Annotated in this window: 11 protein-coding genes; 2 read left to right on the top strand and 9 right to left on the bottom strand. The window is 55.7% G+C overall.

Features of this window, described 5'->3' with window-relative positions:
• Nucleotides 1-34: 34 nt before the first annotated feature.
• The 9 genes from HMPREF0045_RS02210 to pepN all read right to left on the bottom strand — a co-directional run bounded on the left by HMPREF0045_RS02210 (nucleotide 35) and on the right by pepN (nucleotide 10,539).
• The gene (locus HMPREF0045_RS02210; protein WP_050807418.1) at nucleotides 35-1,978 is read right to left on the bottom strand and encodes a sucrose-specific PTS transporter subunit IIBC; all 1,944 of its coding nucleotides are present in this window, start codon (nucleotides 1,976-1,978) and stop codon (nucleotides 35-37) included.
• A gap of 102 nt (nucleotides 1,979-2,080) precedes the next feature.
• On the bottom strand, nucleotides 2,081-3,727 hold the full coding sequence (locus HMPREF0045_RS02205; RefSeq protein ID WP_005985088.1) for a glycoside hydrolase family 32 protein: 1,647 nt from the start codon (nucleotides 3,725-3,727) through the stop codon (nucleotides 2,081-2,083).
• A 74-nt stretch (nucleotides 3,728-3,801) separates the two neighbouring features.
• On the bottom strand, nucleotides 3,802-4,038 hold the full coding sequence (locus HMPREF0045_RS02200) for a hypothetical protein (protein WP_005985086.1): 237 nt from the start codon (nucleotides 4,036-4,038) through the stop codon (nucleotides 3,802-3,804).
• 9 nt (nucleotides 4,039-4,047) lie between these two features.
• Nucleotides 4,048-5,175 (bottom strand): inorganic phosphate transporter, encoded by a 1,128-nt coding sequence (locus HMPREF0045_RS02195; RefSeq protein WP_040315653.1) that lies wholly within the window; start codon nucleotides 5,173-5,175, stop codon nucleotides 4,048-4,050.
• A 148-nt stretch (nucleotides 5,176-5,323) separates the two neighbouring features.
• Nucleotides 5,324-5,896, bottom strand: a complete 573-nt coding sequence (locus tag HMPREF0045_RS02190; RefSeq protein WP_005985082.1) for a MerR family transcriptional regulator — start codon at nucleotides 5,894-5,896, stop codon at nucleotides 5,324-5,326.
• A 110-nt stretch (nucleotides 5,897-6,006) separates the two neighbouring features.
• Nucleotides 6,007-6,819 carry a transcriptional regulator FtsR gene (gene ftsR, locus HMPREF0045_RS02185; RefSeq protein WP_005985079.1) on the bottom strand — a complete coding sequence of 271 codons (813 nt, stop codon included), beginning with the start codon at nucleotides 6,817-6,819 and terminating at the stop codon, nucleotides 6,007-6,009.
• The gene (locus HMPREF0045_RS02180; RefSeq protein WP_005985076.1) at nucleotides 6,819-7,256 is read right to left on the bottom strand and encodes an FHA domain-containing protein; all 438 of its coding nucleotides are present in this window, start codon (nucleotides 7,254-7,256) and stop codon (nucleotides 6,819-6,821) included. The genes ftsR and HMPREF0045_RS02180 overlap by 1 nt, the downstream gene beginning before the upstream one ends.
• Before the next feature lie 44 nt (nucleotides 7,257-7,300).
• Nucleotides 7,301-7,918 (bottom strand): CDP-alcohol phosphatidyltransferase family protein, encoded by a 618-nt coding sequence (locus HMPREF0045_RS02175; RefSeq protein WP_005985073.1) that lies wholly within the window; start codon nucleotides 7,916-7,918, stop codon nucleotides 7,301-7,303.
• A gap of 17 nt (nucleotides 7,919-7,935) precedes the next feature.
• Nucleotides 7,936-10,539, bottom strand: coding sequence for an aminopeptidase N (gene pepN / locus HMPREF0045_RS02170; RefSeq protein WP_005985071.1), 2,604 nt, complete (start codon nucleotides 10,537-10,539; stop codon nucleotides 7,936-7,938).
• Between the two features lie 260 nt (nucleotides 10,540-10,799).
• Between pepN and HMPREF0045_RS02165 the strand changes: the two genes are divergently transcribed.
• Entirely contained in the window at nucleotides 10,800-11,783 is a 984-nt protein-coding gene (locus HMPREF0045_RS02165; RefSeq protein WP_005985069.1) for an HNH endonuclease family protein, read from the top strand.
• 9 nt (nucleotides 11,784-11,792) lie between these two features.
• Nucleotides 11,793-12,209 (top strand): RNA-binding S4 domain-containing protein, encoded by a 417-nt coding sequence (locus tag HMPREF0045_RS02160; RefSeq protein WP_005985067.1) that lies wholly within the window; start codon nucleotides 11,793-11,795, stop codon nucleotides 12,207-12,209.
• Nucleotides 12,210-12,256: the final 47 nt, after the last annotated feature.

The raw sequence follows: 12,256 nt of genomic DNA, 5'->3' as shown, positions 1-12,256 counted from the left end.
TATCGGTTAGGGCCCCCAGCTAGTTAGTAGCTGATCAGGCTACCGGCGCAGGGGCCGGAGCAACAGTGTAGAGAGGATCACCGGTGGCAATCTTCCCGGAGGCTTTGTCGTTGATACCGGCAAACTTGGCTCCGTTAGAAACCACCACCGGGGTGACGATCTCATAGCCCTTGGACTTGAGCAGATCCCAGTCCACCTCAACCAGCGGCTGGCCCTTGCGGACCTTGTCGCCAGTCTTAACTAGCGGCTTGAAGCCCTCACCCTTGAGCTCAACGGTGTCCATACCAATGTGGATCAAGATCTCCACACCAGAGGCGGAAACCAGACCGTAAGCGTGTCCGGTGGGGAAAGCTACCTTAACTTCGCCGTCGATCGGGGAAACCACTACCCCACCGGCGGGGGCAATAGCTACGCCGTCGCCGAGAATACCCTTAGCGAAGGTGGCGTCCTTAACCTCGTTGAGGGGCACAACCTCGCCCTTAAGCGGGGAAACGATCGAGAAGTCGGTGGCAGCTTCCTCAGGGATGGCCACAGCCGGAGCCTCATCTACAGTTTCACCAGCACCCTGGTTGCCACGGGTCTTGCCGTAGAAGAAGGCAGCAATGAAGCCCACCAGGAAGGTGATGGCCTCAATAGCCACGTACACGGGAATGTCGTTGGTGCGGATAGATACGAAACCAACGAAACCAGCAGCACCCAGCGACAGGGCGCGTACATCAAACAGCGATACCAAGGTGGCGCCAACGGCGGAAGCACCCATAGCGATGAAGAAGGGCCAGCGCAGACGCAGGTTAACACCGAAGATAGCCGGTTCGGTGATACCGAACAGGGCCGAGGCGGCCGAAGCACCAGACATGCCCTTCATCTTCTGGTCGCGAGTAGTGAAGAAAACGGCCAGAGCAGCAGCACCCTGGGCTACGTTAGCCATAGAGGCGATCGGGAAGATGAAGTCACCAGCGGGCTTTGCGCCAGAGATGAGCGGGATTTCTACAGCCGGGAAGGACTGGTGCAAACCGGTGACCACGATCGGCGAGTAGAACAGACCAAAGACAAAACCACCAAACGGGCCGGCGTGTTCGTATACCCAAACGATGCCATCAGTTAGACCATCAGAGATTTCACGGGTAATGGGGCCAACCACTATGAAGGTAAGGAAACCAACGATCAAGATGGTCAGTAGCGGGGTAAGCAGGAAGTCTGCGGTGCCCTTGAAGACCTTGTGGAACTGCTTCTCAGTCCAAGCCAGGATCCAAGCCACCACCAGCACGGGGATAACCATGGCCTGGTAGCCGGCCTGCTCTACGTTCAGACCAAACATGTGCCAGTACTGCACCTTGCCGTCGATGCGGGCCTGGCTCAGGTCGTAGGCGCTGGTTAGCGAGCTGGAGATCATGGCCGCACCCATGGCGGCACCTAGGTAGACGTTACCGCCAAAGCGCTTAACTGCCGAGAAACCAATCAGTACCGGCAAGAAGGCGAAGGGGGCAGCAGAGAGCATGTTGATTAGCGAGGCATAGTCCTTGAGCCACTTGAAGTGGTCAACGATTCCTTCGCCTTCATAAATCAGACCCTTGGCGGTGAGCACATTGTTCAGCGCCATGAGCAAACCACCGGCGATTAGGGCCGGCAACACGGGGACGAAGATGTCCGCAATAGTCTTGATGAAGCGGGAGAAAATGTTTCCACCAGCTTCAGCTTCAGACTTAGCCTCATCCTTAGAGACCTCGCGCACTCCCCCATCTTTAATTAGGTGGTCGTAAACTACGTCCACGTCACCGGGGCCTACGATGATCTGGAACATGCCGCCAGCCTTGAAGGTACCCTTTAGGGCCGGGTTGTCGTCCAGGGCTTTCTGGTTGATTTTGCCGTCGTCATTAATTACTAGACGCAGGCGGGTAGCGCAGTGTGCAGCCGCATTGATATTGTCCGCGCCGCCAAGCGCGTCCAATACCTCAGAGGCTACCTTGGCGTGATCCATCGCCACTGGTTTTCCTTTCATAAGGTCTCAACACTGAGGGGTTGAGTTTAGTGAGGTACACCAAACTCAACCCCTCAATACTGGCTGATATGACGTTATATGTCAATCGTTTTTCATATAGGTAATGCCCGAAATGACGCCGTTTTCGCCCTGGTTGCTAACATCAGTTAGAACCTTGTTACCAAATGCGTCAGTTCCCTTTACGAAAACGCTAAAGCCGCAGGCAGTAGTTGGTAAGAAGGAGCGTAACGTGAATGCTAATTCGCCCTCATCTACGAATAGCTCCGTAATAGAGCGGTCGTGGATCAATTCGATGCTGCGTTCGACCTGCTCAGGTAGGCTGACGCGGCGGCGACCACCATGGGGGTAAGCACTAGTAGAGCGGTCTACTTCAAGGTAATTACGCCCTAAAGTAATATCCACGTGGCTGTTTTCGCCGCCAATACGAATTAATACTTCTTGGCTTAGATTTACGGTTGCCCGTAAACGCCAGGAACGTGAATTCGCCAGAGCAGCATGGGTTTGCTCTAGGTTTAATGCGCTAGCTAATGCCTGACCTGCGGCCTCACCTTCAAGAGCAGAATCATAGGTGGTGGCAGATTTTTCCCAAGCAGCAGATTCAGCCTGGGTTGAGCGTTGGTTGGGTACATCCTCAAGCACCGGCAGGGGACGCTGAATCAGTTTGCCTGCGCGTAGGCTCAGTTCGCGCACCATAGACATGGTGTGCACCCAGTTGCCCGAGTGGATTGAAGGCTGATCGTCCTCCCCCGCGTTTCCTGCCCAAGCCATCAGTAGGGCCTTGCCGTCGGGGGCCTGCTCGCGGCGGTGAGCAAATACCTGCGGGGCGTAGAACTCAAAGCCACGGTCAACTTCAGCAAAGCGCCCGCCGGTATCTTCTAGGCGAGTGCCGCGCAGGTGACCAACCAGGTAGATGCACGGGAAGACATTTTCGAAGCCTTCAACGCCTGGCTTCATGCCCTGAGGGCAGATAATGAGCACGTCATAGTATTGGCCATCGGCCTCGTCACGCAGGCGCATCAGGTTAGGGCATTCCCACATGTAACCGGTGGCGATGGTGTCAGAGAAACCGGGGATTTCTAGTTCACCTTCGAGCTGCCAGTGGCGTAGATCCTCACTGCGGTAAAGCAGGGCGGTGCCAGTTTCGTTTTCACGCTGGGTGCCCAGCAGCATGCGGTAGCCTTCGGCGTCACGCCACACTTGAGGGTCACGCCAGTGGGCGGTGTAGCCTTCGGGTTGACGGCGTACAACCGGGTTGTCGGCTAGCTTGGTGAAGTTGATTAGGTCATCAGAGACGACGGCGTCCTGAGTGGCGTCACGTTCACCGGTGACAGCGTCTTTGAGATTACCGGTGTAGTGCAGAACGTAGGTGTGGGCAACAGCAGGGTCAACCCAGCTTAGCTCGTCGGCGTCGAGAATAATCGCTCCGCCTGAGTAGGCGCCGTTACGGTCGTAGGGAGAGTTTGGCACGATGGCCGGGGTGTGGTGGGTCCAGTGCAACAGGTCGTTACTGGTGGCGTGGCCCCAGTAGACCAGGCGACGCGGGTGCTCGGGGGTGTACTGGAAGAAAGCGTGGTAGGTGTCTTCATCGACCAACAAACCATTGGGGTCATTTAGACGTCCTACTGGAGCTGTCAGGTGTACTAGCGGATAGTCAGGGTCAGCGTTAGCTGTTGAGCGTTGCTGGGCAGCTAAAGCGCTTTGCAGGAGGTCTTCATCGGAGGTAGTCACCGTTTTAGCCTATACAGAACGTGGCCCCCTTAGCTAGGGGGCCACGTCTTAGTAAATTGCGTGAAGGCGGTTGGTCAGTGGAAATATGGGATCATCAGCCAAAGCCCGAACAGGAAGATGGCACCTGCCAGCATTAGGAAAAAGGCGGCGCCGATCTGGTAGAAGGCTACGCCATCTTCGCGTCCTTCCCGGCGACGGTGGTGGATCAGATCCAACATGCGAGCTGCTAAAGCCACGATAACCATGATGAATACGGCAGCAACCAGGGTGGTGGCCGTGACAATCAGGAGAGAAAACCAGTCGATTTGCATGTCTTAGCCTTACTTGTCTACAACCACGGTGTTGGCGTCGTTTACGTTAGCGAAGTCAACCTTGTTCTGGTTAGCGCGCCGCACGATCATCAGCGAGGACAAGATCAGGGCGATGATAACTACAAACAGCCCCGGAATTCCGCCCTTTACGGCTACGAATGAGGTTAGACCGCCAACCACAGCTGCAGCCGGCAAAGTGATTACCCAAGCAATGAACATTTTGCGTAAGGTGGCGGTTTCAACTTTGGCGCCGCGTCCTACCCCGGTGCCTACCACTGAGCCGGAGCAGATGTGGGTGGTGGAAAGAGCAAATCCTAGGTGGCTGGAGGCCAAGATAGCTACGGCGCTAGATAGCTCAGAAGCAAAACCCTGAGGTGGATCTACGTGCACCAGGCCGCGTCCCATGGTGCGCATAATGCGCCATCCGCCTGAGTAGGTACCTAGACCGATGGCTAGACCGGCGGCAATTACTACCCACCATTGCGGGCCGGTGCCGGCTTGCTGGTAGCCGGCGGCCACTAACACCAGGGTGATAACCCCCATGGTTTTTTGCCCATCTGAGGTGCCGTGGGAGAAAGCCACCATAGAAGCTGAAAAACGCTGGGCAATTTTGAAGATTTTGTTGGTGTAGGCTTCCTCATCGCTGGGAACAATTTTGTAGGCAACCCAGGTAGCCAGGCCGGAGGCGGTGCCGGCAACGAAGGGGGCGACGACGGCCGGCAAAATGATTTTGGAAACCACAACCCCCCAGTTAACGCCTTGGATACCGGCTGCAACAATCACTGCGCCGATCAGCCCGCCAAACAGGGCATGCGAAGATGAAGAGGGTAGCCCAAATAGCCAGGTAGCTAGGTTCCACAAAATAGCGCCTGCTAGTCCTGCGAAAACCATGGCTGGGGCGGCCTGGATGAGGCGATCATCAAACATGCCATGAGAGATGGTTTTAGCTACTTCAGTGGAGATTAAAGCGCCAATGATGTTTAGCGCCGCTGCTACGGTAACCGCCCGTTTGGGGGTAAAGGCGCCGGTGGCCACTGAGGTAGCCATCGCATTAGAAGAATCATGGAAGCCGTTAGTGAAGTCGAAGATGAGGGCCGTTATGACCACCACCATGACGATGAAGAGAGTCGTGCTCACATATCTGATTGTGCCTGAAATGTAGGCCGCTAGAAAGTTACCAGGCTCTTTTCGGGTCTAATCAGCGTTTTATAAAAGTCACAAAACGGCAACTACCTGGACAGTTGTGTAACGCAACTGTCCAGGTAGTTTAAATTTTTAACAGTTTTTAGCTAACTGCCTGACGCTTTTTGGCGCGCCGTTGGGCCAGCTCATCTTCAAAATGCACCATGTCGTTGGCGTGGTCTACAGGTAGCTTGGCCAGCTCACCTTCAACTTCACGCCATACGCGCCCTACCGCGATTCCAAACACGCCCTGGCCGCGTTGCACTAGGTCGATAACCTCATCTTCACTGGTGCATTCATAGACTCGGGCCCCGTCGCTCATAAGCGTTAAGGATGCTAGGTCCTCAATGCCGTTATCGTGTAGGTGACTGACGGCGGTACGGATCTGCTGTAAGGACACGCCGGTGTCTAGCAGGCGCTTAACTACTTTGAGTACCAAGATGTCGCGGAAGGAATATAGGCGTTGGCTGCCTGAACCTTTGGCGCCACGGATTGTGGGCTCAACCAGACCCGTGCGAGCCCAGTAGTCGAGTTGGCGATAGGTGATGCCGGCAGCTCGGCAGGCTATAGGGCCACGGTAACCGGTGTTGCCATCCAAGTAGCGAAGCGGGTCGCCAAACAGCAAGCCTTGCATACGCTGGTTTGCCACCGGTGATGCGGCTTCTTCTGCGTTCATGCAGTGCTCCTGTTCTTCTATCGGTAAGGGAATAACCCCACAGTTACGACTCAGCAAGCATATATAAAACCTGAAGCTTAAGTTGAGCTTTGGCCTGCGTGTCGCGTTGGTTAGCAGTCGCTAACCACAGCTTTTTCTAACAAAGTTGTGTGCAAAGCAGACACCAGCTGGGCTATTTCAAGCCCTAAAGCGCAGCTGTCTTGCCCCGCACCACGGGTATGTAAACGGGCCGTGCTACTAATGAGTTCAGCTTCACGGTCGGCTGCCATGCTTATAGAGCGCAGATTACGCAGCGGTATGCCGCGTTTACTTATCTCCAAAGCTAGGCGCACCACCTGAGCAGTGCGGGCATCAAAACGCCCTTTAGCGTCAGGAGCGGCAATCCTGGCCGTAACCACTTGCTCTATTTGCGCAATGCTTACCCCTAGGCGTTTAGCTAGTTGGCTAACGCTTAGCAATTGGTCATTGGGCAGATTTACAACCAGTTCACCATTGTTGGTGACCAGTTGTGGGCCGACGGTGGGAGTTTCGTCAGCTATGCCCTGGTCTAGTTCAGACAGAGTCTGGCCAATTGCCTGTAGATGACACAAATCATCACGTTGCCTGGTGAGGATGTAACGCAAACGCTCTACATGGGCACGCGAATAACGGCGGTGACCTTGCGGGCCGCCTTTACGGTAAGGCGAAATAAGCTGGGCGTCCTCTAAATAGCGGACCTTAGAGATAGTCAAAGCTGGAAACTCTGCCTCAAGCTCGTCCACCACCTGCCCGATTTTCAGTACAGGGGCTTGATCTACCTCGTAGGGCCAGCATCTAACCACATCAGCAGGTACGCGGGTAGCTTCAATGGAGGCATGGTCCTTAGCTACCTCGCCTGCTTTAGTTGTCTCAATAGCGGAGACAGCTGACGATGAAGATGTCATCAGCTACCCTGCGGACCAGGGTAGTAAACCATACGGAACTTACCTATCTGTACTTCATCGCCAGGGCCTAGAACTGCCTGGTCAACGCAAGTACGGTTGACGTAGGTGCCGTTGAGGGAGCCATTGTCTACCACCTGGTAGCCGCCGTCAGGCAGGGCAATAAACTGAGCGTGCTTACGCGAAACCGTAACGTCGTCGAGGAAAATATCGGCGCGCGGGTGACGGCCAACAGTGACCTTGTCAGTGTCGAGCAAGAAACGCGCCCCTCCCCCAGCTTGCAGCACAATCAGCAAAGCCGTACCAACCGGCAGAGCAGCAATAGCCGCTTGATCCTGGACGCTAAGTCCAATGACAGCATTGGTGGGCATTGCAGTTAGATCAATGGCCCCAAAACTCTGGGTTGAGTTTAAGTCACGCTCAAAGGGTGTATCGGTCATTGGTTCCTCCCTACCTAAAGCCATGCGGAGCGGCGCAATTAGGACTATTTTACCGCTTCTGAGAGCACCCGTGTTATCTGTTTGAGATAAATGAAAGCAGACCAGCAGTACAGGCCTGCCCCCCAAATCAGGGTGGCCACACCAGCACTGTACGTTATTTGCGCCCAAATGCTAGTACTGACCCACGCAAATCTTACTAACAGCAAAGGAAAAGCGCTCATCAGCATGAAAGCTCCCACTTTGCCGGCCGCGTTAACGGAAATAGGAGCATACCCGTAATGCGCAAAAATTGGTACATGCACCGCCAAAATAACGTCACGTGCCAGCAGCAAAACCATCACCAGCCACGGCAAAGCCCCCACCACAGCCAACATAATCAACGCCGTAGCGATGTAAAGCCGGTCCGCAGCTGGGTCTAAAAGCCTACCCAGACGAGAACGCTGATTGAAGGCCCTGGCAATCACACCATCAAGAAAATCAGTTACCGAAGCCAGCACCAAAATTATCGCGGCACTAAGCATATGGCCCTGCCAAATACTAAGCGCAAACACCGGGATGAACGCTAGTCGCAGCGCCGAAAGTGCATTAGGAATAGTCCATATCCGCCACGGATCGGCGCTCGCGGACTGGCGCCCCGCAACCGGTGGTTGCGGGGGCAGCATCTGCGGCGAATCCACGTTTAGTGACGGGCGCGTACCGCACGCGCCAGGTCGTCGTGGGCTTTAAGCACTAGGCGACGTAAAGCCGCCGGGGCTTGCGGGTGCTCATCTAGCCAGGCTTGGCTTAGTGCCAGCTCAGCCTCGCCGCCAGCGTGGGGGTAGAGCCCGTTGACTAGACGTGAAGCGATTTCTTGGCTGCGGCTAGCCCAAATCTGTTCTAGGGCGGCAAAGTACTCGGGCGCGAACGGTAGCGTTAGCTGACGATGGCTGGGCACATTAAATGCCCCCACCAAAGCATCAATGTGATCGTTAGAGAGAGTGTCTTCGCCTAGCAGACGGGTGAACACTTCACGCTTAGCAACCGCATTGGGACGGGACTTAGCTGCTTGCAGATGGTAGGTGATGGTGGTGGCCGTGTTTTCGCGGGCTAGCTGCACTGCCAGGTCAATGTCACTAACTGCGTCAAGGCGAGCCAGTGAAATTAGGGTGCGCCAGCGCAGTTCAGTGCTGATCTCTAGGTCAGTAAAGTGGCCATCAAATAGCTGTTGCAGCTGCTTAGCGCCCTGGGCGCTAACCTCCTTATCGCTGGTGCCCAGCTGCCCCAGCACACTTACATAAGCCTTCGCCAGTACAGTTTGGGCTGGGCTGCCTGGGCGAGCCTGGTCCAGTCGGCTGGTTAGCCCTTGCGCCAATAGCTGCACATCTGCCTGAGTGTTGGCGCTGTAATACAAGGCCAGGGTTTGGGCTTGGGTGAACAGGTTAGTGAGCGTAGCCAGCTCAGTGTTGTCATCGGCTTGGGCTAGCGCGATTTCAATGAAGCGCTTAGCGCTAAGTAGTCCGTCGCGGGCCAGGTTGTAGAGCATCGACCACCACAGGGCCCGCGCCAGCGGGTCACTTAGGCGCGCCAGGTTTTCAGAGGCGGTTTCTAGGGAAAGCGCGTCGGGACGCACCACCGCGTAGGTTAGGTCTTCGTCGTTAACTAGCACCATTTGCGGGGCCGCCAACCCCACAGCTTCATCTAGCTGCGCACTGGAGTCAGTTAGGGTCAGTGGCAGTAAGTGTTCGCGTTCCAGCTTGCCGTCACGTAGGTAGTACAGGCCCACGTTTAGGGTGTGGGGACGTAAAATCTGCTGCCCGGTAGCTAGGTCAACGCTGTGCTGGTTTACGGTTAGACGGCTGATGCGGCCATCTTCAATTTCAATCTCATCGGTGATGATGGACGGGCCAGCCGTGCGCAGCCAAGCAGCTTCCCAGGCGCTCATGTCCTGGCCTGAAGCCTGGCTAAGTACCTGCAAGAACTGGGTTAAGTCAGCGTTAGAGAAGGCATAGCGCTTAAACCAAATGCGTGCAGCCTGCACAAAACGCTCATGGCCTACATAAGCCACCAGCTGCTTAAGCACGGAAGCGCCTTTAGCGTAGGTGATGCCGTCAAAGGTTTGGCGGGCAGCTTCGACGTCGTCAACGCGGGCCTCAATGGGGTGAGTGGTGTCTACGCGCTGGTCCTCGTTATAGGCCCAAGCTTTACGGCGAGAAGCAAAAGCTACCCACTGGTCCGTATATTTGGTGGCCAGCGCGGCAGCCTCAGTACCCTGGTGATCTGCGAAAGATTCTTTAAGCCAGGTGTCCTCCCACCAACGCGGGGTTACCAAGTCACCAAACCACATGTGGCTCATTTCGTGCAGCATGGTGTTAGCACGTGAAGCATGGCGGTCAGCGGTGGCCTCCCCCTGGAATAGGTAGGCGTCTTCAGAGAAGGTTACACAACCAGGGTTTTCCATAGCGCCAATGTTGTACTCGGGCACCAACACACAGTCATACGAGCCCCAGGGGTAAGCAAAGTCGTATGTGGCGTCAAAGTAGTCCAGGCCCTGCTTGGTGATCTGTAGCAGTTCATCAGCATCTAGGTGCTTAGCTAGGCTGGCTCGGCAAGACCAAGACAGCGGCACAGTTAAGGGGTGAGCCCCTGCCTCAAGGGAGGCGCCCTGCTCATCGTGCAGGCGTGAAGTCCAAGTGTCACAAACACGGTGGTAGGGACCAGCTGCCAAAGCACTTAGATAGGTTGACAGCGGCTTGGTGGGACTAAAGCGAATCAGCTTGTAGTCGCCGCTTTCACGAGTCTGCACCGGCAGGCCATTAGCGAGCACAGTCCAAGCTAGAGGCGCTTTAACCACTAGGGTGAAAACAGTTTTAAGGTCAGGCTGATCCATGCACGGCCAAGCACGACGCGCATCAGAAGGCTCAAAGTGAGTGTATAGATAGGTGGCCCCATCTACCGGGTCCTTAAAACGGTGCAGACCCTGACCAGTGTTAGAGAACTTACCCTGAGCACACACCTTAACCTGGTGCTCCCCCGCGCTTAGCTGACCTAGCCAGATACGGCTACCGTCATAGGTAAAGTCAGCTGCGGCCCCGTCAACGCTGACCTGGTCAACTTGGCCACCTAGAAAATCAATCCAAAGCTTAGTGTCAGCATCCTTAACCGCTAGCTCTAGCGTGGCGTCAACCGGGAAATGCGTGTCTTTACTTGGGGCACCCGTAACGTCAATCTCGATTAGCTCGCTTAGTACCTCTACTGCCTGGGCGCGTTGGCTTGCCTCTACGCGGGTCAGATTTGAGCTAGACATTTACCTACTCCCTGTGGGACTGTGCGGTCTATCTAATTATGCAAGCGCCACGGCCTCAAGAACAAAACCTAGGTGGCGACCTATGAAAATGATAGTATAAGTTATATACTTCCATTCATGTACGTGGGTTCGACTCAATTTTCACTCACGTAACACTAACTCCCTATAGAAACAGATAGTACATATGTTCTATAAAGAATTAGAACATATGTACGTAAATTTATGTGTATTTCAAGCCTATTTAAGGCACAATAGAACTCATGTTCAGGCTCCGCACCGCCCTACCAGCCGCCTTGGCACTGGCCCTAACCGCCTCCCTAGCCGCCCCAGTTGGCGCCGCCAACAACGCCCCCAACATCGACTCCAACTGGATGAGCGACTCACGCGTACTTAGCGCCTCCCAAGCCCGCCAAGCCCTAGCACAACTACCCGACGACGCCCCCGCCCCCAAATCCTGGCACGGACAAGGCGGACGCCTCGGCCTATTCGGACCAGCCTGGGCCGACGTCGACTCCAACGGCTGCGACACCCGCAACGACATCCTCGGCCGAGACCTAAAACAAGCAGACTACTCACGCGCCCCCGGCATCCAAGGACGCACCAAAGGCCAAGGCCAAGGAACCAGCTCATGCCGTAACGCCACCGTATGGTCCGGAGTCCTAGACGACCCCTACACCGCCAAAACCATCAGCTACAAACGCGGCACCCAAACCTCAGACGCAGTCCAAATCGACCACGTACTACCCCTAGCCTACGTATGGGCCCACGGCGCCTGGAAATGGAGCGCCTCCAAACGCCAACAAATCGCCAACGACCCACTAAACCTACTAGCCGTAGACGGCAGCTCCAACCAAGCCAAAGGCGCCTGCGGCCCAGCCACCTGCCCCAGCGGAGACTCCGCCAAAGGCACCTGGAACCCCTCCAACTCACGCGGCTGGTGGCCCGAAAACAGCAACTACAGCTGCAACTACGCCCGCCGCTTCGTCTCCGTAGCCTCCGCCTACCAGCTCGGCCTACCCAAAGCAGACAAAAACTACCTATCCAAAGTCCTCTCTAACTGCAGCGACGACGGTAAATCCACCACCGGCAACCTAACCAAAATCATCAAACAACAAAACCCCAAAACCCTACTCATCGCCGGCGTAGCGCTAACCATCGTAGGCTGGCTAGCGCTATACATGCTGCGCAGCCACCTCTCAGCCCTAGGCGGCACTAAAAAGCGCTCGCGGTCTAGGCGACGCTAGAATCTGGTCATGGCCAGTGTTCAAAATCCGCAAGAGGTAGCTCAGCGCGCACAGGTAGCCAGCGTGCGTATAGATGTGTGGCTGTGGAGCGTGCGTCAGGTTAAGTCGCGCTCCGCCGCTACTGCTGCCTGCCGAGCCGGGCATGTGCGCATTAACGGTGAGCCGGTTAAAGCGGCTACGGCCCTTAAAGTCGGCGATACGGTGCGTTACCGGGTGGAGGGTTTTGACCGTTTACTTGAGGTGACGCGTCTTATCGCCAAGCGGGTAAGCGCCCCGGTGGCTCGGGAATGCTATATCGACCATACTCCGGCGCGCCCCTCCCCTTTGGAGGCTCCAGCCGCAATTGTGCGTGATCGCGGCACTGGGCGGCCCACTAAGAAGGAGCGGCGCCAGCTTGAGGCTTTAATCGGCCATAGCAACCGCTAAATGTAAGTAGTGTGGTCGGCGCGTAAACGTGCCGGCCACACTCATTG

The organism is Actinomyces graevenitzii C83 (genome assembly GCF_000239695.1).
Classification (GTDB): domain Bacteria; phylum Actinomycetota; class Actinomycetes; order Actinomycetales; family Actinomycetaceae; genus Actinomyces; species Actinomyces graevenitzii.
Note: the sequence above shows the minus strand (reverse complement) of the source record. Positions and strands in the feature narration are given on the sequence as shown.